Annotated in this window: 22 protein-coding genes; 13 read left to right on the forward strand and 9 right to left on the reverse strand. The window is 67.9% G+C overall.

Features of this window, described 5'->3' with window-relative positions; translation table 11 throughout:
- Nucleotides 1-242 precede the first annotated feature (242 nt).
- Entirely contained in the window at nucleotides 243-1,286 is a 1,044-nt protein-coding gene (locus JOF55_RS00675) for an NAD-dependent epimerase/dehydratase family protein (RefSeq protein ID WP_374727335.1), read from the forward strand.
- 64 nt (nucleotides 1,287-1,350) lie between these two features.
- On the opposite strand, the gene JOF55_RS00680 is transcribed toward JOF55_RS00675, so the two are convergent.
- Entirely contained in the window at nucleotides 1,351-2,088 is a 738-nt protein-coding gene (locus tag JOF55_RS00680) for a TIGR04282 family arsenosugar biosynthesis glycosyltransferase (RefSeq protein WP_310267908.1), read from the reverse strand.
- Between the two features lie 5 nt (nucleotides 2,089-2,093).
- On the reverse strand, nucleotides 2,094-2,756 hold the full coding sequence (locus JOF55_RS00685) for a glycosyltransferase family 2 protein (RefSeq protein WP_374727336.1): 663 nt from the start codon (nucleotides 2,754-2,756) through the stop codon (nucleotides 2,094-2,096).
- A gap of 636 nt (nucleotides 2,757-3,392) precedes the next feature.
- Between JOF55_RS00685 and crtI the strand changes: the two genes are divergently transcribed.
- Genes crtI through JOF55_RS00720 form a run of 7 tightly spaced genes read left to right on the forward strand, consistent with a single transcriptional unit; the run spans nucleotide 3,393 to nucleotide 9,626 of the window.
- Nucleotides 3,393-4,943, forward strand: a complete 1,551-nt coding sequence (gene crtI, locus JOF55_RS00690; RefSeq protein WP_310267914.1) for a phytoene desaturase family protein — start codon at nucleotides 3,393-3,395, stop codon at nucleotides 4,941-4,943.
- Entirely contained in the window at nucleotides 4,940-5,932 is a 993-nt protein-coding gene (locus JOF55_RS00695) for a phytoene/squalene synthase family protein (protein ID WP_310267917.1), read from the forward strand. Before crtI ends, JOF55_RS00695 begins: the two co-directional genes overlap by 4 nt.
- Nucleotides 5,933-5,942: 10 nt before the next feature.
- On the forward strand, nucleotides 5,943-6,503 hold the full coding sequence (gene idi, locus JOF55_RS00700; RefSeq protein WP_310267919.1) for an isopentenyl-diphosphate Delta-isomerase: 561 nt from the start codon (nucleotides 5,943-5,945) through the stop codon (nucleotides 6,501-6,503).
- 3 nt (nucleotides 6,504-6,506) lie between these two features.
- A complete protein-coding gene (locus tag JOF55_RS00705) occupies nucleotides 6,507-6,944 on the forward strand; it encodes a lycopene cyclase domain-containing protein (RefSeq protein ID WP_310267922.1) in 438 nt (145 codons plus the stop codon).
- Nucleotides 6,941-7,258: a lycopene cyclase domain-containing protein gene (locus JOF55_RS00710; RefSeq protein WP_310267925.1), complete on the forward strand. Its 318-nt coding sequence runs from the start codon at nucleotides 6,941-6,943 to the stop codon at nucleotides 7,256-7,258. The genes JOF55_RS00705 and JOF55_RS00710 overlap by 4 nt, the downstream gene beginning before the upstream one ends.
- A complete protein-coding gene (locus JOF55_RS00715) occupies nucleotides 7,255-8,028 on the forward strand; it encodes a class I SAM-dependent methyltransferase (protein ID WP_310267929.1) in 774 nt (257 codons plus the stop codon). Before JOF55_RS00710 ends, JOF55_RS00715 begins: the two co-directional genes overlap by 4 nt.
- The gene (locus JOF55_RS00720; RefSeq protein ID WP_374727195.1) at nucleotides 8,022-9,626 is read left to right on the forward strand and encodes an FAD-dependent oxidoreductase; all 1,605 of its coding nucleotides are present in this window, start codon (nucleotides 8,022-8,024) and stop codon (nucleotides 9,624-9,626) included. The genes JOF55_RS00715 and JOF55_RS00720 overlap by 7 nt, the downstream gene beginning before the upstream one ends.
- A gap of 81 nt (nucleotides 9,627-9,707) precedes the next feature.
- Here the strand turns inward: JOF55_RS00720 and JOF55_RS00725 are convergent, their stop codons facing one another.
- The 3 genes from JOF55_RS00725 to JOF55_RS00735 all read right to left on the reverse strand — a co-directional run bounded on the left by JOF55_RS00725 (nucleotide 9,708) and on the right by JOF55_RS00735 (nucleotide 11,719).
- Complete coding sequence (locus tag JOF55_RS00725; RefSeq protein ID WP_310267936.1) at nucleotides 9,708-10,088, reverse strand: hypothetical protein; 381 nt, start codon at nucleotides 10,086-10,088, stop codon at nucleotides 9,708-9,710.
- Nucleotides 10,089-10,202: 114 nt separating this feature from the next.
- Nucleotides 10,203-11,267 carry a Rieske (2Fe-2S) protein gene (locus JOF55_RS00730; RefSeq protein WP_310267939.1) on the reverse strand — a complete coding sequence of 355 codons (1,065 nt, stop codon included), beginning with the start codon at nucleotides 11,265-11,267 and terminating at the stop codon, nucleotides 10,203-10,205.
- Between the two features lie 134 nt (nucleotides 11,268-11,401).
- Nucleotides 11,402-11,719: a hypothetical protein gene (locus JOF55_RS00735; RefSeq protein ID WP_310267943.1), complete on the reverse strand. Its 318-nt coding sequence runs from the start codon at nucleotides 11,717-11,719 to the stop codon at nucleotides 11,402-11,404.
- A gap of 302 nt (nucleotides 11,720-12,021) precedes the next feature.
- On the opposite strand from JOF55_RS00735, the gene JOF55_RS00740 reads away from it, so the two are divergent.
- Nucleotides 12,022-12,465: a universal stress protein gene (locus JOF55_RS00740; protein ID WP_310267947.1), complete on the forward strand. Its 444-nt coding sequence runs from the start codon at nucleotides 12,022-12,024 to the stop codon at nucleotides 12,463-12,465.
- Nucleotides 12,466-12,569: 104 nt separating this feature from the next.
- Here the strand turns inward: JOF55_RS00740 and qcrB are convergent, their stop codons facing one another.
- Nucleotides 12,570-14,243: a cytochrome bc1 complex cytochrome b subunit gene (qcrB, locus tag JOF55_RS00745; RefSeq protein ID WP_310267950.1), complete on the reverse strand. Its 1,674-nt coding sequence runs from the start codon at nucleotides 14,241-14,243 to the stop codon at nucleotides 12,570-12,572.
- 251 nt (nucleotides 14,244-14,494) lie between these two features.
- On the opposite strand from qcrB, the gene JOF55_RS00750 reads away from it, so the two are divergent.
- The 4 genes from JOF55_RS00750 (at nucleotide 14,495) to JOF55_RS00765 (ending at nucleotide 19,141) form a co-directional block, all read left to right on the forward strand.
- On the forward strand, nucleotides 14,495-14,869 hold the full coding sequence (locus JOF55_RS00750; RefSeq protein ID WP_310267953.1) for a DUF2267 domain-containing protein: 375 nt from the start codon (nucleotides 14,495-14,497) through the stop codon (nucleotides 14,867-14,869).
- Between the two features lie 165 nt (nucleotides 14,870-15,034).
- On the forward strand, nucleotides 15,035-17,485 hold the full coding sequence (locus JOF55_RS00755) for a WS/DGAT domain-containing protein (RefSeq protein ID WP_310267957.1): 2,451 nt from the start codon (nucleotides 15,035-15,037) through the stop codon (nucleotides 17,483-17,485).
- Nucleotides 17,482-18,423: a DMT family transporter gene (locus JOF55_RS00760; protein WP_310267961.1), complete on the forward strand. Its 942-nt coding sequence runs from the start codon at nucleotides 17,482-17,484 to the stop codon at nucleotides 18,421-18,423. The genes JOF55_RS00755 and JOF55_RS00760 overlap by 4 nt, the downstream gene beginning before the upstream one ends.
- Nucleotides 18,404-19,141, forward strand: a complete 738-nt coding sequence (locus tag JOF55_RS00765; RefSeq protein ID WP_374727337.1) for an SDR family NAD(P)-dependent oxidoreductase — start codon at nucleotides 18,404-18,406, stop codon at nucleotides 19,139-19,141. The genes JOF55_RS00760 and JOF55_RS00765 overlap by 20 nt, the downstream gene beginning before the upstream one ends.
- A 166-nt stretch (nucleotides 19,142-19,307) precedes the next feature.
- Here JOF55_RS00765 and hpnH read toward each other — a convergent pair whose 3' ends face one another.
- Genes hpnH through shc form a run of 3 tightly spaced genes read right to left on the reverse strand, consistent with a single transcriptional unit; the run spans nucleotide 19,308 to nucleotide 22,918 of the window.
- A complete protein-coding gene (hpnH, locus tag JOF55_RS00770; protein WP_310267969.1) occupies nucleotides 19,308-20,309 on the reverse strand; it encodes an adenosyl-hopene transferase HpnH in 1,002 nt (333 codons plus the stop codon).
- Nucleotides 20,309-20,962: a phosphorylase family protein gene (locus JOF55_RS00775; protein ID WP_310267972.1), complete on the reverse strand. Its 654-nt coding sequence runs from the start codon at nucleotides 20,960-20,962 to the stop codon at nucleotides 20,309-20,311. Before JOF55_RS00775 ends, hpnH begins: the two co-directional genes overlap by 1 nt.
- Before the next feature lie 3 nt (nucleotides 20,963-20,965).
- Entirely contained in the window at nucleotides 20,966-22,918 is a 1,953-nt protein-coding gene (gene shc, locus JOF55_RS00780; protein WP_374727338.1) for a squalene--hopene cyclase, read from the reverse strand.
- Between the last annotated feature and the right edge of the window lie 5 nt (nucleotides 22,919-22,923).

The following is a 22,923-nucleotide window of genomic DNA, read 5'->3' on the forward strand; positions in this document are numbered from 1 at the left end:
TTACGTCGCATGGCAGTGTGCGGGACGGGTGGTGCTGCTACCGCCCGTCCCGCACTCGTGTGCGCAACCGCCGAGTTCGTGCCCGGCTCGGCGGCCTCCGGCCAGGCCGTTCCGGCGACCACCGGGGCGACCGACGGGCGAGGGCGATCACAATGGATCCGCACTCCCGCGAGTCAGCGGAATACGCACCGTCCGCAGGAGCGCTCGGAAAGACACGGAGCCGGGTATACACGGAGGTCATGGTGCGCGTTCTCATCACCGGTGGTGCCGGCTTCATCGGCTCGCACGTGGCGGATCTGCTCGCCGCCACGGGGCATAAGGTGCGCTTGCTCGACGCGCTCCTGCCCGCCGCACACGGCGAGACCACGCGCCCGGACCACCTCGGCGAGCACGAACTGATGCTCGGGGACGCAGGTGACCCGGATGTGCTGGAGCGAGCACTGCGGGACGTCGACGTGGTCTGTCACCAGGCCGCGATGGTGGGGCTGGAGGTCGGTGTGTCCGACATGCCCGACTACGTCGCCCACAATGATCTCGCCACCGCACGATTGCTGACCGCGATGGACCGACACGCCATCGGCCGCCTGGTGCTGGCCAGTTCCATGGTCGTCTACGGCGAGGGCCGGTACTTCTGCCCGGAGCACGGTGTGACCCGACCCGGCGTGCGCACCAGCGAAGACCTGCAACAGGGCGTGTTCGACCCGCGCTGCCCGCAGTGCGGCGGCCTGGTGGAGCCCGGCATCGTCCCCGAGGAGGCGGCCACCGACCCGCGCAACACCTACGCGACGACCAAACTCACCCAGGAGCACCTGGCCGCGGTGTGGTCCCGGCACACCGGCGGGTCCGCCGTGGCCCTGCGCTACCACAACGTCTACGGCCCCCGGATGCCCAGCAACACTCCGTATGCGGGCGTGGCCTCCCTCTTCCGCTCGGCGCTGGCGCGGGGCGAGGCACCTCGCGTGTTCGAGGACGGAGCGCAACGCCGCGACTTCGTGCACGTTCGCGATATCGCCGCCGCCAACGTCGCGGCGATCGAACACGGCGCGGAGGGATTCACCGCCTACAACGTGTGTTCCGGTCAACCGCACACGATCGGCGAGATGGCCACTGCACTGGCTTCGGCCGCCGGGGGCGCGGAGCCGGTCGTGACCGGCCGCTTCCGTCTCGGTGATGTCCGGCACATCGTGGCCGATCCGCAGCGGGCCCAGCGGGAACTCGGATTCCGCGCGGAGATCGGCTTCGCCGAGGGTATGGCGGAATTCGCGACGGCGCCGCAGCGCGGGTGAACTCGCGACCGGTCTGCTCCCGGCAGCACTGTCGGTGGGCGGACCGGACCCGTTCCCGGAAGCCTCACGGCGGCACCATCACTGTCCGGTGGTCCGCCCCGGAGGCCTCTCCCCATTCGATGGGCTCGGCTCGGACGGCCGCGGCGAACTCGGACCCGGGGATCCGTGCGGCCACGCTGTGGGCCGCGCTCATCGTGTCCACATCGGACAGTTCCGGCAGCAACCGCACCCGCAGGCCCGAGGACCGCAGTGCCCGCAGGGTGAGCTCGCCGGTGTCCGGCCGGGATATAGGAACCTCGTGGAGGACCCCGGCCCACCGGGGATCTCGTAATCCCAGTGCCCACCAGCCTCCGTCGGCCGCGAGTCCCAGCACGGCATCGGGGCCCTGCGCACAGTGCAGCGGCTCGGTGGATTCCGTCAGCAGTTCGCCGGTCACCTGCGGGGTGTCCATGCCGATCTGGAGAACCGGATGCCGCGGCAGCAGCTCGGCGACGTCCGCGTGGGCAGTGGCCAACCGTTCGGCGAAATGCTCCCCGCGCTGTTCGACGACTCTCGTCGCGGCCAGCGCCGCCGTGATCTCGGCACGCCGCACGGCCCGTTCCGACGCGCCCGTCCATGCCACCACGGCCTGCGCGCCCGCGGCAGCGTGGACCGCACGGAGTGTGTCCAGCAGGCTCGCCGCCGCGATCGCAGCGGCCCGGTACGGCGTCGCCGGAGGCGACAGACGGGTCTTGGCACGGCCCGGTTCCGGCGACTTCGCAACCACCAACAAGGCCGCGGGATTCGCCGTGGAACTCGTCATGGGATTCATCGCAGGACTCCGATCATGTCCCGCACCGCCCGCACGGTGCCGAGCACGGACCCGGTCACCTTCGATTCCGTGCCCGCAGTGCGCGGCTGGTACCGCACCGGCATCTCCCGGATCCGCCAGTCGGACCGGCCGGCACGCAACAGCAGCTCCAGGGGATAGCCGAACGAGCGGTCCCGCACGTCGAGTCGCAGAAGCTCATCCCGCCACCCCACTCGGACAGGAGCCAGGTCCCGCACCGGGATGCCCCGTCGGCGCAGCATCGACGCCAGCACCGCATTGCCCGCACGCGCGTGCCAGGGCATCGCCGCGCGCTCGGTCGGCACCCGCCGCCCCACGACGAGATCGCCGGTACCCGCGCGCAGCTGCTCGATCAGCGGGGAGAGCCCACCGGGGTCCACCGAGCCGTCCGCATCGAGGACGCACACGATCTCGGCCCTGGCATGAAGCAACCCGGTGTGGACGGCGGCACCGTAGCCGCGGGCGGATTCCCGCACCACACGCGCCCCGAGCTCCTCGGCGATCTCCGGTGAACCGTCCGTGGAGCCGTTGTCCACGACCAACACCGGAGAACCGACGGTCTCGGCCACCGATCGCACGACGGCGGGAAGGGCCGCCGCCTCGTTCAGGCACGGCAGGATCACCTCCACCTGTTCGGCCATGGCGATCAACGGCACCGGCAGCAGGCGATGCCGCTGCGACGGGTGTCTTCGTCGGTGGTGCGCATCGTGGTCCTTCCGCTCGGTCATCGATTCCGGCTGCCACGGAGCCGATTTCGGCGGGCGCGGTTGGTCCCGCTATTCGGGGGTTCGGACCGCACCGCCGGGCGGATTGGTCGGCACCCGAACCGTGGCGGGCACCGTGCCCTACCCGACGGCCGGACCCGGCAGTCGATTCCGGCCTTTGTCGTGTCTAACAGAGATCTCCCCGTGTGCGTTCCGACTCACCCGGTCCAGCGACGTAATACTCATCCAATCGGTTTCATTCTTTCCGTTCCCGGTCCTGCCACGGTCGTCCTCGGGGACGAGCGTGGCCATCGACGGCACTGCGAGAGAGCGAGCACGCCACGTCACCCGAACGAATGGACGCCTCGACACGCGAAGGCGCCACGTTGAACCTTCTCTCGGGCGGTTTCTAGACTTGCTCGCGCCTCGCCGGACCTTCAAGGCGTCCGCACCAGTCCGCACATGGGCACGGTTCGCGACAGGCACCGAGCCACCGATGCGATGTGCTTCGGCGGCGACCGTGGCCCGGCGGCGAGTGCGGTGTCACACCGAGGACACCGGAGAGGAGAGCACATGCGCACTGTTGCCGGACGGACCGACCGCGTCGTCGTGGTAGGAGCGGGACTGTCCGGCCTGGCTGCCGCACTGCATCTGCTGGGCAGCGGGCGTGAGGTCGTCCTCGTGGAGCGCGATTCCCACCCGGGGGGCCGGGCGGGCCGCCTCGACGTCGAGGGATATCGCATGGACACCGGACCCACCGTGCTCACCATGCCCGAGCTGCTCGGTGACGCACTCGCGGCGGTCGGCGAGTCCGTCACCGACCGGCTGCATCTGACGCCGTTGGATCCCGCCTACCGGGCACGGTTCGCCGACGGCACGACCTTGGACGTGCACACCGACGCCGAGCGCATGGAACAGGCCGTCCGGGAGTTCGCCGGACCGGAGGAAGCCCTCGGCTACCGGCGACTGCGGCACTGGCTCGAGCAGCTCTATCACGCCCAGATCGCCACGTTCATCGACGCGAACTTCGATTCCCCGCTGGATCTGCTCGGGACGAACCTCGCACGGCTGGCCGCACTCGGTGGGTTCGGCAGGCTGGACGCCGCCATCGGGCGCTTCTTCACCGACGAACGGCTGCGGCGCGTGTTCTCGTTCCAGTCGCTGTATGCCGGGATGTCCCCGCACAGTGCGCTGGCCGCCTACGCGGTGATCTCCTACATGGACACCGTCGGCGGGGTGTTCTTCCCTCGCGGCGGGATGCGTGCCGTGCCCGACGCCCTGGCCGCCGCCGCGACCGAGGCAGGCGCCACGGTGTATTACGACACCGAGATCACCGAGCTGGAACGCAGCGGCTCGCGGATCACCGCCGTGCACACCTCCCGACAGGAGCGCATCCCCTGCGATGCGGCCGTGCTCACCCCGGACCTGCCCGTGAGCTACCGGCTGCTGGGCCGGACTCCCCGACGGCCGGGACCGCTGCGAGCAGCACCCTCGGCGATGGTCCTGCACACGGGCACGACCCGCGATCAATCCGAGCTCGCTCACCACACGCTGTCGTTCGGCGCGGCATGGCACCGCACCTTCCGGGAGATCATGCACCAGGGCCGGTTGATGAGCGATCCCTCGCTGCTGATCACCAATCCGACGCGCACCGATCCCGAGCTGGCTCCGCCGAGCAAGCACCTGCACCACGTGCTGGTGCCCTGCCCGAACCTCGACCGGGCGCGGCTCGACTGGGACCGCATGGGCGAAGCCTATGCCGAGGAGATCATCGGCAGGCTGCAGGACCGGCTCATGCCCGAGTTCGGTTCCTCCATCGAGGTCAGCCGGGTGGTCACACCACGGGACTGGGAAAGAGGAGGAATGCTGGCAGGCACTCCGTTCAGTGCTGCCCACAGTTTTGCCCAGACAGGGCCGTTCCGGCCGCGGAATCTGGTACGCGGGATCGACAACGCGGTCCTCGCCGGCTGCGGGACCACCCCCGGCGTCGGGGTACCGACCGTGCTCATCTCCGGCAAGTTGGCAGCTCGGCGCATCACCGGCGAGGCACGGACACCGGGGCGTACACGGGCCGCGCGCGCAGAGCGCGAAGCGGTGACCGGGATGGGCAGCAGCCCGGTATGACCCGACACGAGCTTCGTGCCGCCGGGATTCACGACCCCGAGCTCCGTGCGGCCTACCAGCGGTGCCGACATCTCAATGCCCGGCACGGTCGCACGTACTTCCTGGCCACGCGCCTGCTCAGTCCCACGCAGCGTCCCGCCGTTCATGCACTGTACGGGTTCGCGCGGTGGGTCGACGACATCGTCGACGATCTCGACCCGGCGCACGGCGCGCAGGCGCGGATCGAGGAACTCGACGCTCTGGACACGGCACTGCACAGCGGGTTGCGGGATGGACACAGCGAGCATCCGATCCTGGCGGCACTGGTGGACACGGCCACCCGATACGGGATCGCACACAGCCACTTCACCGAGTTCATGCGCTCGATGCGCGAGGACCTCACCGTCACCGACTACCCCACGCGGGCCGCGCTGGACTCCTACGTGTACGGCTCGGCGAACGTGATCGGGCTGCAGGTCCTTCCGGTGCTGGGCACGGTGACCAGCCACGACCGGGCCGCACCCCGCGCGGCGGCCTTGGGCAACGCCTTCCAGCTGACCAACTTCCTGCGGGATCTCGACGAGGACCTGGGACGCGGGCGCGTGTATCTTCCCGCCGACGAACTCGCCGCGTTCGGGGTGGACCGGGAACGGCTCCTGTGGTGTCGGCGTGTGGGCAGGCCGGACCGCCGGGTCCGGCGCGCCTTGGCCGATCAGGTGGCCCGCACCCGCGCGATCTATCGCTACGCCCAGCCGGGTATCGACATGCTCGATCCGATCTCACGCCCGTGTGTGGCCACGGCGTTCACCCTGTACGGAAAAATACTCGACGAGCTGGTCGAATCCGATTACGACGTGTTCGGCAGGCGGGTCGCGGTGTCGTCGGCATGTCGCCTCGGCGTGGCCGGAACCGCCGTGGCCGGTGTCGTGGCAGCCCGCACCCGCGCGCGGCTGACCGGTGGGCGCCACCCGCTCTCGTCGATCACTGCGAATTCGCTCGAGGTGAGGTAACGGTGAGCACATGAACTCGATCTCCTCCACAGCCACCCCGGAACTCGTCGTCCTGCTCGACGAGGATGGTCACGCGACCGGCACCGCCGCCAAGACCGAGGTCCATGGCAAGGAGACCCCCCTGCATCTGGCGTTTTCCTGCTATGTGTTCAATCCGGAAGGCCGGCTCCTGGTCACCCGGAGGGCCCTGCACAAACGGACCTGGCCGGGCGTGTGGAGCAACTCCTGCTGCGGGCATCCGGCCCCCGACGAACCCCAGGAGGCGGCCGTGCATCGCCGGGTGCGCGAAGAACTCGGGATCGAGCTGCGCGACGTCCGCGTGTGCCTGCCCGATTTTCGCTATCGCGCCGTCGACGCGACCGGAACGGTGGAAAACGAGCTGTGCCCGGTCTACACAGCTCTCGCCACCGAGCACCCCGTCCCCGAGGAGACCGAAATCGTCGACTGGGCCTGGGCGGACTGGCCGGAGTTCGTACGACTCGCCGAGCGGGCCCCCTGGGCCATCAGCCCCTGGGCGGCCGAGCAGGCTCCGCTTGTCGCGGCTCGTCTGGACAGTGACCGGAACCGGTGAACGATGGACCGGTTCCAGTACCTGCTGCTGATGGCGGCGTGCCTGGTGATCACACTGCCGCTGGAGATACTGGGAGCACGTGTGTATCGCAGACCCAAGCGGCTGCTCCGCACGCTGCTTCCGGTCCTGGTGGTCTTCCTCGCCTGGGACATCATCGCGATCGCCCGAGGGCACTGGACGTTCCATCCCGACTACACCACCGGATGGTCACTGCCGGGAAACCTTCCGGTCGAAGAGCTGGTGTTTTTCGTCGTCATCCCGATCTGTGCACTGCTGACCTACGAATCCGTCGATCGGATGCTCACGGCGCTGCGGCAGCGCTGCACGCCCGAGGCACCGGCCGCTCCGGCCGTACCGAGCGATCCCGGTACACCGACCGACGCAGGCACACCGACCGACGACGAGGATCGGCTCGGCTCCGCCGGGAATCGGCGACGATGATGTGGGAATACACCGTACCGGCGGTCGCAGCCGTCCTCGCCGTGGTGGCCGGGGAACTGTTCTGGCTGCGCACCGGTCTGTTTCGCCGTCCCGCGTACTGGCTGAGCATGGGCATCGTGTTCGCGTTCCAAGTACCGGTGGACGGCTGGTTGACGAAGTCCTCCGCACCGATCGTGCTCTACGCTCCGCAGATGATGACCGGCCTGCGGGCGCCCTGGGACATCCCCGTGGAGGACTTCCTGTTCGGCTTCGCCCTGATCACGACGACCCTGCTGCTGTGGGAACGCCATCGGCGGAAACCGGAGGTCCGATGACGACACCGCAAGATCCGGCACCACAGGACCCGATACCACAGGACCCTGGCCCGGACGGGATTCTCGACGAGTTCGACGCGACAGCCGGATCGTACGATCGGCTCGTCGGAGCCAATCCCGGCTACCATCGACACCTGACCCTGTCCGCGCGGCGATTGCGCCTCCCCGACGAGGGCCGCGGTTTACGCCTGCTGGATATCGGCTGCGGCACCGGTGCGTCGACGGCCGCGCTGCTGCGCGCGGCTCCCCGGGCACGCATCGTCGCCGTCGACGGTTCGCGCGAGATGCTCGCCCACGCCCGCCGTAAATCGTGGCCGGACACGGTCGAATTCGTCCACGCACGGATGGACCGGCTCACCGAGGTAGGAGTCACCGGTCCGTTCGACGGCATTCTCGCCGCGTACCTGGTGCGCAATCTCCCCGATGCCGAGGCGGGCTTGGCCGCTTTGCTCGCTTTGTTGCGTCCCGGCGCGGGGCTGGCGGTGCACGAGTACTCGGTGCGCGGCCGTATTCCGGCGCGGCTGGTCTGGAACGCCGTGTGCTGGAGCATCATCATCCCGGCAGGGCGGGTCGCCACCGGACGCACCGATCTCCATCGCTACCTGTGGCGCAGCGTACTGGATTTCGACAGTACCGCCGTGCTCGAGCAGCGGATGCGCGCGGTCGGCTTCACCGGTGTCCGCAGGCACCGAATGACCGGTTGGCAGCGCGGCATCGTGCACACCTTCCTCGGCCACCGACCGCTGCGCACGCGGGGGCGGACATGGTGACGGGCGGCGCAGGCGCAGCCCGCAGCAGGCCGGACCGTGAGAGGGCGGAACGCACGAGGCCGGGACGGGACAGGAAGGCGGTGCTGCACCCGGCTCGAGGAGGCCGCCCCGATGTCGGGCACCTGCCGCACCGGCCCCGCGTTGCGATCATCGGCGGCGGTATCGCGGGACTGTCCGCAGCAGCCTGCCTGGCCGAGCGGGGTGCCGACGTTCGACTCCTGGAGCGTGAGCACTATCTCGGGGGGCGAGTCGGCGGCTGGCAGACCGAACTGGTCGACGGGCACCTCGCGACCATGAACCGCGGTTTTCACGCGTTCTTCCGCCAGTACTACAACCTGCGCAACCTCTTGCGCCGGGCCGATCCGGAACTGGCCGGGCTCGTCGGCATGTCGGACTACCCCCTGGTGCACAGTGCCGGATACCGGGACACCTTTGCCGGCCTACCCCGCACTCCCCCGCTCAACGCTCTGGCATTCGTGGCGCGCAGTCCCACTTTCACCTGGCGCGACGTGACCAGACTGCGTACCCGTGCGGCCCTGCCCCTGGCCCATGTGTCGGTGCCCGGTACGTACGAGCAGCTCGATCACCTCGACGCCGCGAGCTTTCTGGACCGGATCGGATTTCCGAAAGCAGCCCAGCACCTCGCCTTCGAGGTGTTCTCCCGCAGCTTCTTCGCCGACCCCGGCGAGTTGTCGGCCGCCGAACTGGTCACGATGTTTCACATCTATTTCCTGGGTTCCAACGAGGGGCTGCTGTTCGACGTCGCCGCGGACTGCTTCCCCCGGTCTCTGTGGCATCCGCTGCAGTGCTACCTGCACCGTCAGGGGGTCCACATCCATACCGGGACCACCGTGGAGTCGATGGGGCCCGGTAGGCACCGCCGGTTCTCCGTCCAGCTAGCACATCCGCAGTCGGGCCGCGAGGCACTCGACGTCGATGCCGCTGTGCTGGCCACCGACCTCGCAGGGCTGCGCACCCTCCTGCAGAACTCCCCGCAGCTCGGCGACAGCGCATGGCGCCGACGCATCGCAGGGCTGCGCAGCGCTCCCCCGTTTCTGGTTTCCCGGCTGTGGCTGGACCGACCGGTTCGGCACGAGCGCCCCGGCTTCCTCGGCACGAGCGGTTACGGGCCGCTGGACAACGTCAGCGTGCTGGAACGCTACGAGCGCAGTGCCTCCGAGTGGGCACGCAGGCGCGCCGGGTCGGTGATCGAGTTGCACTCCTACGCGCTGGCGGGCAGCCCCACGGTCGACGAGCTCCGCCCGCGCGTGCTGGCGGAGCTACACCGCGTCTACCCCGAGACAGCTCGGGCCACCATCGTCGACGAGCGCCACGAGTTACGCGCCGACTGCCCGCTGTTCCCGCCGGACGGTTTCCGCGAGCGACCCGGTGTGGCCACCCCCGATGCGAACCTGGTGCTGGCAGGTGATTTCGTTCGGGTCGACCTGCCGGTGGCGCTCATGGAGCGCGCTGCCACCGCCGGGATGTGTGCGGCCAACGAACTGCTGGCCGGATGGGACACGCGGGGGCACGCGCTGTGGAGCGTGCCCGACCAGGGACGGTTCGCCGCCCTGCGAAAACTCGAACCGACACGTTGATGCGTGTTTTCCACGGCTTGCGCAGGTGCTCCCGCGAACAAGCCATCCCGCAGGCATCACATCGGCCTGCGGCGGCCATCGTCAACTGGCGGTGAAAAAGACGCCGTCCGTTCCCCTGCCACAGGTGTAGTCGAACCCTCCGAGTGCGTTGCCGTTGGGCTTGCCTACACAGGTGAAGCCGTGGCTGCGGTAGGACTCACCGAGTCGTCCCTCGACGTCCGCAGCGACATCACGGGCGAGATCGCAACCGACCCCGTCGGCACGGATGGTGAACGCCCCGTAATCGGAGGCAGGAGCGAAAGCCACGTCCCCGCACGCGCGCCGGTCCACTCCGTCGGTGGTCGAAACAGTGGTATCACCGGCTTGGGGGGACTGCGTGGGCTGTGGGGTGGCCGCCACCGTTGCCGCACCGCCCAGCGCGGTGAGCATTGCAGCCGCGACCGCGGCTGTCTTTCCCATCATGTTCAGCAGCCTCCGTCCGTTCGGCAGGTGCCTATTGTGCTTGCATTCCTGAAGACGCACCGAGCGCCCACAGGTTGACCACGTCACCGCCCGAAAACGGCCACGTCCACAATACTAACCCGGCCAGCGACCCGTGCTCCGCAACGCGTAACGGCGTTCGGCATAGGCCAGATCGTCGCGCCACAGGCGCAGTGCAGCCCATCGCATCATCGGCCGCATCGCCCCGGCTGCGCTGCGGGCCACGCGGAACCCCGGGCGTTCGGAATGCGCCACCGTCGCCTCGATCACGGCGGTGCGCGGTTGTCCGGCGCTGTCGTGGCCGAGCGGTGTCGCATGGGTCTCCACGACGCTGCCCGCGCCTTCGCCCTCCACGATGTGCATGACCACGGTGCGCGGCTCCGGGCAGGTGAAGGTCGCGGTCACCGGCACACCGATGTGCCGGGACAGCCGAAAGGACACCTCGACGTCGAACCGGTCGCGCTCGGCCTCGTCGAGCCCATCGGCCTCCGGGGCACGTAGCACTTGCAGATTGGCGAAGGAGTACGGATGAAACCAGGACCCGTGCCAGGGATCCAGCCGGTTGGCCACCACATCCTCGGGCTCGCACGTCCCCGTCATCGTGGCCACCGCCTCGATGCTGGCTTCCTGCGGCGGGCGGCGTGGGATGACGGGTTCCGGCAGCGGTTGTTCCCCGCCGACCTCGTCCAGCCGGACCCAGACCATCACTCCGTCGTCATGGGCGGGAAACGGCGTCCACCACGGTCCGCCCCGTTCTCCCAGCTTCAGACCGTGCCATCGGCACACGAGCTCGCCACAGTGCACCCGAGCCCGACTGAGCGGGGCGCCGAGATGCGGGCAGGCCCCCGGTCCCGCGTGCACACGGCCGTCACCGGTGCGCCAAGCCACCACTTCCGCCCCCGCGACCGTGCGACCGTACGGCCGGTCCGCGGTCACTTCTCGGCTGGCAGCCAGCACGAACCAGTTCCCCGATGGGCGGGCCAGTGCTCGCTTGAGCGCCGCCTCGATCAGGGCGGGATTCGCCGATTTCCAGGTTCCTTCCTGCTCGGCCCAGCGCGGGCTGCGCAGGCGCCGTATCGGGAGATTGCGCACCCATTCGGCTCGTTTCGCCGCCAACCCGGCCACGATCGCACCCTTCCGTCGATATCGATCGGCCTTCATGCCCGGACCCGGTGACCGCGATGATCACCGGTCGGCGGTGAGACTACCGCTGCCCGAGTTGTCTCGCCGTGCGGCGGGGAAGCCGGGCAGAGCAGACGAGCACGAGCTGGTCGGTGTTCTGCCGGATGCCGAGCTCACTGACCGCTCTGCAGTGCCTGTGCGGCCATCCGGGAACACACACCGAGATCCTCGGCCGCCGCGGCGGCCTGATCGAGCGCGAGATGTGCCAATTGTTGTTCCGGCACGCCGGGGTTCTCGTATTGTGCTGCCAGCGCGTCCAGAAGCTGGGCAAGTTTCGTTCCCACTTCGGTCACGGTCAGTAATGCGTCACGCGCCGACCCCTGCTGCTGACCTGCGGGGACCGTCCGCCAACTGGCCTCCAGATTCTCGATGGCTTGCGTCAATGCCCCGGCATCGTGGGCCACCATGCTCCACGAACGCAGCCCAGTCATGAGTTCCCTTCCTCCCGGCGTGAACGGAACACGCCAACCGAGCGTCAATCACCTGTCGCCACGTCGGCGACGATGCGAGAGACATACCCCGCGCCCGGCTGAGATCACACTTCGCATTCGTTGTGACCTCGCTCTCCGACACATTCGTGTCCACTTCCCTCGCTCGGGGTAGGGTTGCCACCACTCCGCAGGACCGCCACGCCACGGACCGCCACGCCGCAGGGTTCGCCTGCTCGACAGCACTCGGGTACGGCACGTGTACTGGTGATGCACACAGTGGATCTCGCGGCGGAAGGTCATCCATGAGCAACGAGCGCACGATCGTCGTCGGGATCGACGGATCACGGCCCTCCACTGCCGCGTTGCACTGGGCACTGGGCCAAGCCGAACTCACCGGCGCCGGGATCGAGGCGATCACCGCCTGGGAGTATCCGGCTTTCTACAGCTGGGAAGGCGGCGCCGTACCTCCCCGCGAGTTCGAGGGGGCTGCCAGTATCACGGTCGAGAACACGGTGGACACCGCACTCGACGAGCGGGGCTCCTCGGTGCCTGTCCGCACCCGGGTGGTGCAGGGAAACTCGGCGCAAGCTCTGCTCGAGGCCGCCGAGAACGCCGAGTTGCTCGTCGTGGGCAGTCGCGGACACGGGGGCTTCGTCGGCGCCCTGCTGGGTTCGGTCAGCCAGAAGTGTGCCCAGCACTCGAAGTGTCCGGTGGTGATCGTGCACTCCGATCCGGCGGAGCAATGAACTTCCGGGCCCCGACCGCCTACGCGGGCCCCGGTGTAAATTTCGCGAGAAATTTACCAACCCCCGGGTCACGCGACCGCCTGTGCAGGCTCCGGAGCAGGCACTCACACGTCGGTCTGATGTGAGGATCGCCCCGCGGGCAGTTCGCCCTCGCGTTCGGTTTGCCCGCGCTCGTCCTGCTCGGCCTCCTCCCGGCCGGCCTGTTCCAGCGCCTCGCTCTCGCCGGCGGGATCGGGCCAGAGCAGGCTGCCGGGTACGGGCCTTCCCGCCGCGCCGAGTTTGTTCATCTTCTTCGGCACCGGAGCCGCCTGGTAGGGCAACTCCTCGGGGTGCCCGTGCGAGTCGACCGGCCCCAACGGCTGATGCACCTCGACGAACTCGCCGTCGGGTTGCCGTTTGATGATGCCGGTTTCGATACCGTGCTCGAGCACGGCCCGATCGGCGCGCTGCAGGCCGAGGCAGACCCGGTAGGTGATGTAGTACGCGATCGGCGGCCCGATGAGCAGTGCGATACGCCCCATCCAGGTCGTCGCGTTCAGCGAGATGCCGAACTTGAACGCGATGATGTCGTTGGCTCCCGTGACCAGCAGGACCGTGAAGAAGGTGATCGCCATCATGCCGAGGCTGGTCCGCACCGGAACGTCCCGCGGACGCTGCAGCAGATTGTGGTGCGCGGTGTCCCCGCTGAGCTTGCGCTCGATCGTCGGATACATCGCCGCCAGGACGAAGATCACGCCCATGAGAAACGCCGTCGGCCAGAACACCGCCGGGATGGTGAACGAATTGGCGATATAGATCTCCCAGGGCGGCCACAAGCGGCTCGAGCCCTCCGTCCAGAGGATGTACCAGTCCGGCTGCGAACCCGCCGAGACCTTCGAGGGGATATAGGGGCCGAGATTCCAGACGGGGTTGATCTGGAGAACCCCGCCCATGATCGCCATGACTCCGGTGGTCACGGCGAACAGTCCACCGGCCTTGATCGCGAACCCCGGCATGATGCGCACGCCGACGACGTTGTTCTCACTGCGCCCGACCCCGGGGAACTGGGTGTGCTTCTGGTACCACACCAGTGCCAGGTGCACCGCGATCAGACCCAGAATGATGCCGGGCAGCAGGAAGATGTGGAACAGGTAGAAGCGGGGAATGATTTCGTCGCCGACGAATTCACCCCCGAACAGCAGCCAGTGCAACCACGTGCCGACGACCGGAACCGACAGGGTGATGCCGGAGGCGATCCGGACCCCGGTGCCGGACAACAGGTCGTCGGGCAGTGAGTAGCCGGTGAAGCCCTCGAACATGCCGGTGATGAACAGCAGGATGCCGATCACCCAGTTGGCCTCCCGCGGGCGTCGGAACGCGCCGGTGAAAAAGATCCGGAACATGTGGGCCACCAGTGAGGCCAGGAACAGCAATGCGGCCCAGTGGTGGACCTGGCGGGCGAACATCCCTCCTCGGATCTCGAAGGAGAGGTCCAATGTGGTCTCGTAGGCGCGGGACATCGCAATCCCGCGCATGTTGGTGTAGACGCCCTGATAGACGACCTCGGACATCGACGGATCGAAGAAGTACGCCAGGTAGGTCCCGGTCAGCAGCAGGATGATGAAGGTGTACAGGGCGAGTTCTCCGAGCAGGAACGACCAGTGCGTCGGAAAGACCTTGTTCATCTGCCGTCGCAGACCCGGCGCCATCTGGTAACGCGTGTCCATCTCGTCGGCCTGCTGCGCCATCTTGCGATAGGCGGCACTCGACGACTTGGTCGGCCGCGTCAACCTGCTCATGACACGCACGCCTCCCTTCCGAGGATCAGGCGACCATCGGCAGGTGTAGCCGCAGGGAGATCTGCCCGCTGAAGAGCGTAGCCAGCCCCCCGGTCACACGCGACCGGAACAACACCCGACCGGTGGGTGGTTCCCACCGGTCCGGGCCGTGTTGATCACCCGCCACGCGGGTATGCCTCCACCGATGAAGCCAGTGCCCTCCACGACGGGAGCAGATCACCATGACTCAATCGGGATCACAGAGTCCGACCATGGACAGCTTTCTCGACCGAGTGGCCGAACGCGCCGGTCTGTCCACCCGGCAGGAGGCCGATCGACTTGCCAGAGCGACGATGAGTGCCCTGTCGGAACGGATCACCGCGGGACAGATCAACGATCTCTCCCCCGGACTTCCGCCCGAACTGGGCACGGAACTCGCCGGCCACACGGGTCAGGCCGTGGCTTTCGACAAGTCGACCTTCCTCGACCGCATCAGCGGCGAGATCGAGACCGTCGATCTCGACGAGGCCGAACGGCAGATCCGCGTCGTGTTCGCGGTGCTGCGGGAGTGGGTACCGGACGAGGAGATCGACGACACCCTCGGTCAACTGTCTCCCGAGCTCGCCGACATGTTCCGGCCGAGCTGACACCGCACCCCCGGCCGCGTGAGCAAGTCGCGCACGTGGCCGGGCCAGCACCATCGGTGTCCTTCTTGACGTCCTCCTTCCGGGGGAGCCGCTTCAGCGGGCTGAACGAGACCAATTCGGTTAATCTCCCCTCCAACTGCGATCTCGTCGAAAGGACGCTGCACGGTGATCCCGCCCTCCACGCAATCACCACGGCGTGTACTGCTGATCAGCGCCACGATCGGCGAGGGGCACAATGCGACCGCGCGCGCGATCGAGGACTCGGCACGGCGCCTGTGGCCCGACTGCGAGGTGGCGTGGCTGGACAGTCTCGAGGTGATGGGCCGCGGCGTCGGCCCCGCGTTCCGGTGGATCTACGTGTTCAATGTGGAGTCCACACCGTGGCTGTACAACCTGTTCTACGACGCGCTGTGGCGCTATCGGTGGTTCGCCGACGCGTCCCGTCGTTTCGTCGGTTCCTGGAGCGGACGACGGCTGCGGCCCCTGATCGAGCAGTACCGGCCGGACCTCATCGTCTCGACCTATCCCATGGGTACGGCAGGGCTGGACTGGTTGCGGCGCCGGGGGAAGTTGGATGCCACCGTCGCCGCCGTGGTGTCCGACTTCTCTCCGCATCCGTTCTGGGTGTACTCCGAGATCGACCAGCACTACGTGATGAGCCAGGCGAGTTTGGGCGCTCTGCACCAGGCGCAGCCCGATGCTGCGGGCGCGGTGTGTGTACCACCCGTGATGCCCGCGTTCCGGCCTGCGGACAAAGGAGAGTCCCGCCGCCGGATGGAGCTGCCCGAGACGGGGTTCCTGGCTCTGATCTCCTGTGGGTCGCTGGGCTTCGGTTCGATCGAGCGGGCCGTGGACGCTGCGCTGCAAGTGACGAACGTGGCCCGTGTCGTGGTGACGTGCGGCCGTAACGAGCAGCTCCTGCATCGGCTCGCACAGCGCCGTCGATCCGAGCCTCGGCTGGTTCCGCTCGACTGGGTCGATGACATGGCAACACTCACCGCGGCAGCCGACGTGGTGATCACCAACGCCGGCGGCGCGACCGCTCTGGAAGCGCTCGCCTGCGGCCGCACCGTCGTGATGTTCGAGCCGATCGCCGGGCACGGTCACGGCAACGCGGACGTGATGGCCCGTGCAGGACTCGCCGAGTTGTGCCCGGCACAATCCGATCTCGTCGAGGCATTGCAACGGCTCAGTACGGACCCGCAGCACTTACGCGCCATCGAGCAACGCGCGCTGGAACACACCGATTCGGGTGACTTCACCCAACAGGTCGCGGCACTGGCGGAACTGCCCCGGCACCGGGGTAAACAGACGCTGCACGCCCAGGATGCCTTCTTCGTACACGCCGCCACCCACGCGGTGCCGCAGCAGACCGGTGCGATCCTGCTCGCGGAGGGCGGCCGTGCCGAGATCTCGACCGCGGACTGGGTCGACCACATCGCCGGGCTGATCACCCGGAACGCACCGCACCTCCCCATGTTGCACCGACGCCTGGTCCGGCGCCGCGGTCGCCGTCCGTGCTGGGTCACCGACCGGGTCGAGGTACCCGAGCATCTGCACAGTCGCGTCGTCGGCGGCGACAGTGGTGTGCAGTGGCAGGACGCGGTTACCGAGTTCTTCGCCACCACGGTCCGCACCGACCGGCCACCGTGGGAGCTGATGTTCCTGCACGATGCCGACGAGGGGAAAACAGCGCTGCTGGTGAAACTGCACCATGCGCTCGGCGATGGTGTGGCCGTGACGAGCACCCTGGTGCGGTTGCTCGCCGATTCCGACACCACGCAGCCGGTGACTCCCGCCCGTCCGCGCGTGCGTGCTCGACCGCGCGTGCGCCAGCGAGCGCGGCAGGCCTGGCAGATGACGCGTGGGCTGGTGAGCCTGGCCGGCGCCGGAACCGCCCCGCCCAGCGAGCTGGACGGCATCAGCACACCGGAGCGCCGGTTCGGGTGGGTGGAGCTGTCCGCGGCGAAGGTATCCGCAAGCGCCCGCGCCCACGGCGTCCGCAACAGCGTGCTGCTGATAACCCTGATCGCGGAGGCCCTGCACCGGCTGCTGGATGAGCGCGGCGGCAGCGTTCCGGGACAGGCCCTGCGGGCCATGGTGCCCAGAACCACCCGCTCCCCACGCGCGAGCGACGACATGGCTGCCTCCGGTAATCGCACGGTCGCCATGTCCGTCGATCTTCCGGTCGGACCGATGGCGCCGGAGGACCGGCTGGCCGAAGTGGCCGGACACCTGGAAAGCACGCAACGCTGCGGGCAGCCGATGGCAGCCGGTGCGGTGATGGCCGCGCTGGGAATACTGCCCGATCCCGTGCACCGGTGGGTGGTCCGCCGCGTGTACCAGCGCCGATTTTTCAACGTGGTTGTTTCGGCGCTGCCCGGAGCTCGGCGCGCACCACGCATTGCGGGCGCTCCCATTGCGGGAGTGCTGCCCGTGATGCCCCTGGCCAACGGGGTTGGGCTCGGGGTCGGTGCGATCACGTGGGGGGACATGGTCGGTATCGGGATCACTGCCGACGCGAGGCTGGCCTCGGCGCCGCAGCAACTGGTCGATCACATGCATGCTGCTTTCGACGACCTGCAGGATCTGTGCGAACAGGGCGCCGGTCCGTGACCTCCGGTGGTGCTTGGCTGGTCGTGGCCGTCCCGTGCGCTTTGGTGGGTGCGGCCAGTTTCGGGATGGCGGGCGCCGTGCAGCAGCGCGCCACGAAGCAAGTACCGGACACCCGGACGCTGAATCCGCGGTTACTGCTGGAACTGGTACGCAAACCGATCTGGGTGGCCAGTGTACTGACGGTGATCATCGGCTTGTCACTGCAGGTCGTGGCCCTGGCATTCGGGCCTTTGATGCTGGTGCAGCCGCTCTTGGTGACCAGCGTGCTGTTCGGAGCCCTGTATGCGGCCTGGATGTCCGGGCGACGCCTCGACCGGATTGTCATGGCAGGGGCGTTGACCTGCATGGCGGGACTGTCCGCGTTCCTGCTGCTGGCCCGGCCGAGCGGAGCGGGTGACGGTGTCATCGAGCGGCGAACCCTGCCACTGGCCATCGCACTGGGTGTGGTGTTCCTGCTGTGCATGCTCGCAGCATCGAGCTTTCCCGGCGAAATCCGGGTGATCGCGCTGGCTCTGGGGACAGGCGTGCTCTACGGAATCACCGCAGCACTGATGAAGGTGGTGACGGGCCAGATTCGCATGGGCGGCATCGGCGAACCGTTCCAGCACTGGGTGCTCTACGTGGTATGCGTGATCGGCCCGTTCGGTTTCCTGCTCAACCAGAACGCGTTCCAGCAAGGCAAACTGGTCTCCCTGGTACTGGCGGTGATCACCACCGTGGACCCGCTGGTGGGAGTGGCCATCGGTATCTTTTGGTTCGGTGAGCACACGGTCTCCACACCCGCCGTCCTGACCGGCGAGGCACTTGCGGGTGTCGCCATCATCGGCGGAATCGCCATGCTTGCTCACCGCGGAGAATATCTGCGGCAAGAAGCGGAACGCACCACCCCCGGAAACCCTCCAGGAGAGATACATGGGGATGACCCTGCGCGGTCGTAGCGCACTGATCACCGGAGCCTCCTCCGGGATCGGTGCGGCCACCGCCTCGGCATTGGCCGCCGTGGGTGGCAGGCCTGTCCTGGTGGGTCGGAACGAGGAACGGCTCACCGAGGTCGCCCGGCACACCGGTGGCCGGGTCCTCGTGGCCGATCTGACCGATCCGGCCGATATGGACACCGTCGCAGCCGCAGGCTGCGACGTCGATTTACTGATCAACAACGCCGGAGTCGGCTGGGCAGGCGAGCTCGGTTCGATGACCGCCGAGGACGTGTCGAGCCTGATGGCGCTCAATCTCACCGCTGCCGTACAACTCACGCGGGCCGTGCTTCCCGCGATGGCACAACGACGCCGAGGGCACGTGGTGTTCGTGTCCTCCATCGCCACCGTCGGAGTACGGGAGGAGGCGGTCTATGCGGCCAGCAAGGCCGCACTCCGCGCCTTTGCCGCGAGCGTGCGCCACGAGCCCGATGCCCGGCACGTCGGTACGACGACAGTGCTGCCCGGAGCGGTACGCACTCCGTTCTTCACGGGCCGCGGCAGGCCGTACGACCGCCGCTATCCTCGCCAGGTCTCTCCCGAGGAGGTGGCCACCGCTCTCCTGCGAGGAGTCGAACGTGGCCGTACGGAGGTATTCGTACCACGCTGGCTGACCGTCGCGGCGCGCTTACACGGTGCCGCACCCGCGACCTTCCACCGGATCGCCGGGCGCTTCGGATAGTCCCGCCGCAGAATCCCCCGCTAACCCGACGAGCAGAGCTGTGCCAATTTTCGACAAAACTGCACGTCTTGTGCCCGGGGAGCGGGTGAAGTTTTCGGGAAAACTTCACCCGCTCCCCGGGCACAGTGCTCATATACGGGGCTCATGCCGCCAGGATCCGGGGCGTTTATCCTCGCATCGCACGCAGTGATTCCTTCAGGGAACTCATCGTGGCCATCACGGAGGTCGGCTCGTAGCCGCAGTGGGCCATGCAGTTCGCACATCGGGAATCGCGACCCCGGCCGTAGGATTCCCAGTCGGTGTCCTCGATCAACTCCCGGTAGGACTGGGCGTAGCCGTCGGCCATGAGGTAGCAGGGACGCTGCCAACCGTACAGCGAGTACGACGGAATCGCCCACGCGGTGCAACCGAAGTCGACCTTGCCCTCGAGGAAGTCCAGGAACAACGGCGAATGATTGAGCCGCCACTTCTTGCGTCGACCGTCGGCGAAGGCCTTGCGGAACAGTTCCCGCGTTTCCTCCACGCCGAGGAAGTGCTCCTGGTCCGGAGCCTTGTCGTAGGCATAGGCCGGCGAGAGCATCATCTGGTCGACGTCGAGTTCGTCGTTCAGGTAATCCAGCACCTCGATCACGCTCTGCGGCGTGTCGGTACTGAAGAAGGTGCTGTTCGTCGTGATCCGGAACCCGCGCCGTTGAGCATCTCGGATGTTGTCCACGGCCTGGGCGAACACACCTTCCTGGTTCACCGAGGCATCGTGGCGTTCTTCCAGCCCATCGATGTGTACCGCCCAGGCGAAATAGGGGGACGGCTTGATTTTATCGATCTTTCGGGGCATCAGCAGAGCGTTGGTGCACAGGTAGACGAACTTCTTGCGTTTGACGAGTTCTTCGACGAGGGTCTCGATCTCCGGATGCATCAGTGGCTCGCCACCCGCGATGGAAACGACCGGTGCGCCACATTCCTCGACCGCCCCCAGGGCCTGCTCCACCGGCATGCGCTGTTTGAGGACGTTGGCCGGATGCTGGATCTTGCCGCATCCGGCACAGCCGAGGTTGCAAGCGAACAGCGGCTCCAGCTCGAGAGTCAGTGCGAATTTCTCGCGGCGCAGGATTTTCTGCTTGGCCAGGTAGGCGCCGACTCGAACGGCCTGACGAAGTGGAATGCCCATCACGAAACCTCTTGGGACGGATCGGAGCGGATAATGTCGTCCGTGCGGCATCGACCGGTTGCACTCGCCCACCGGACCAGGGGCTCCCCGATGCTGCGCAACCGGCGCAGTGCCGCCACTGCTCGGTGGGCACTGGCCACCCGCAGCAGCGGTTCGCGGGGCGTGTCCAGCACGACCCGCACCACCGCGACGGGGCGGTCCCCCGCCGCGGTGGCCAGTTCTGCCGATTCCATGTCCACGGCAAGCGCACCGGTACGTGCGAGAGCGGCGCGTTCACCCCCGTGCACCACATGGTCGGTGGTCACGATCGGGCCGGTGTGCACGGTCAGACCTCGGCTACGCAACTCGTCGACCAGGAACCGGAAGGCAAGTGCTCGTTCCGTGGTGTCCGGACCACGGCTTCGGCTGCCCACGACGATGTCGCCGCTGCGCACTTCCGGAGTCAATCCCCCGCACAGACCGGCAATCGCCATCGCGTCGAAGTCACGCCCGACCAGCACCGTGGCACTGCGCGCGCTACGCCGCAATCCGGAGCCGGTGCGGTGTACGACCACTCGTGCCGGGTCGGCCCCCGCGACGCCACGTCCGAAGGCATGGCGGAGGGCCCGGGCTTCCATCCCGAGCGGTGCGCACACCAGCAACCTCGATGTCATGGCCTACCTGCCGTCGACCGCGCGCCGATAGCGCCCGAGGGCATTGAGCGGGAAGATCTGCCGGTACAAGTGGTAATTGATGTAGAAGTCGCCGGGGAAGCCGGTACCGGTGAACTGGGGTTCGTCCCATCCTCCATCCGGACGCTGGACGGCTTCGAGGTAATCGATACCGGAGCGCACCGGAGCCGTGTCGTGCCTGTCGAGGGCCAGCAACGCAAGCAGCGCCCACGCCGTCTGCGAGGGTGTGGAAACACCCCGGCCGATCCAGCCGGGCTCCTGATAGGAACGCAGGTCTTCGCCCCAGCCTCCGTCGGCGTTCTGGTGCTCCTCCAGCCACCGCACGGCACGCATGAGCGCGAGGTGGTCGCGGTCCAGGCCCGCCCGCACCAGTGCGGGTACCGCGGCTCCCGTACCGTAGATGTGGTTGGCGCCCCAGCGGCCGAACCACGAGCCGTCACTTTCCTGATGGGTGAGCAACCATTGCACTCCCCTGCGCACCGCGGTGTCGTGGCCGTTGCCGAGTACGCACAGCGCTTCGACCGCGTGTGCCGTGACATCCGCCGACGGCGGATCGATGACCGCCCCGAAGTCGCAGAACGGAAGTTTGGTGACCAGTTGCCGGGTGTTGTCGGCGTCGAACGCCGCCCATCCGCCATCGCGGGACTGCATCCCCTTGAGCCAGCGCCTGCCCCGTTCGATCGCGCCCTGCACTTCCGGGAGCTCGGAAGCACCGACCCGGTTCAGTGCCAGCAGCGCCTCGGCGGTGTCGTCGATGTCGGGATATCCGTCGTTGTCGAACTCGAAGGCCCAGCCGCTCGGCGGCAGCTCCGGGCGGCGCACCGCCCAGTCCCCGCGTACTCCGATTTCCTCGCTGCAGACGAACTCCACCGATCGGCGCAGCGCGGGATGGTCCGAAGGTACGCCGGCGTCGGACAGCGCCTGCATACTCAGTACGGTGTCCCAGACCGGTGACTGGCAGGCTTCCAGGCGACGCAGCACGCCGGTGCTGGTCTGCTCGCGAATCAGGAAGCGTTCCAGTCCGGCCAGGCCCTCCCGCAGGACCGGGTGGTCGAGCGGATATCCGAGCACGTTCAGGGCCATCAACGAGTACACCCACGGTGGCTGAATACCGCCCCAGGACCCGTCGGCTTCCTGCCGTGCCACGATCCATTCGGCCGCCCGGCGCATCGCGTGCTGCCGCACCGACCGCACGGGAAAGCGCTCGTAGCCGTGCAGGACACGGTCGAGCCCGTGGAAGAAGCGTTCCCAGGACAGTAGCGGGACCCCTGCACTCCCGGGCTGGGCACTCCCGGGATTGCGGCCCGAACGCAGTTCCGCCACGCCGATGCCGAGATCGCGCTGTGGTTGCAGACTACACAGGACGGTCAGCGGTACGACGGTCTGGCGGGCCCAGCATCCCCAGTCGGCGACGTTCAGCGGCACCCACGACGGCAGCAGGATGAGCTCGGGAGGCATCGCCGGAAGGTCCTGCCAGGACCACTCACCGAACAGCGCGAGCCAGATCCGGGTGAACACTCGTGTGTTCTCGAGCCCGCCATGGTCGAGAATCCACTGCCTGGCGCCGGCCATGTGGGCGGCATCGACGTCGTCACCGGCGAGCTTGAGTCCGATGTAGGCTTCCACGGTGGTGGACAGGTCCCCCGGCCCATCGTGGAAGGTGGCCCATGTGCCGTCCGAGCGCTGCTGGGAGCGGATCCAGTTCGCCGCCTCGATGGTTTCCGGTTCGGTGCGGATGCCGAGGAACTGACGCAGCAACAGGTCCTCGGCGTCCATCGTCACGTTGGTTTGCAGCTCGCCCTTCCACCAGCCATTCGCATGTTGCAGCGACAGCAGGTGGTCCCGCGCCGCCGCCAGGGCGTTTTCGCCCCGTGCGGGAGAAGTGGTGATCTGCTCGGTTTCCTCCGGCCGGTCGAGCACTTCCGGTTGCTCGGCCATCTCCG

Source organism: Haloactinomyces albus, assembly GCF_031458135.1.
GTDB classification, from domain to species: Bacteria; Actinomycetota; Actinomycetes; order Mycobacteriales; family Pseudonocardiaceae; genus Haloactinomyces; species Haloactinomyces albus.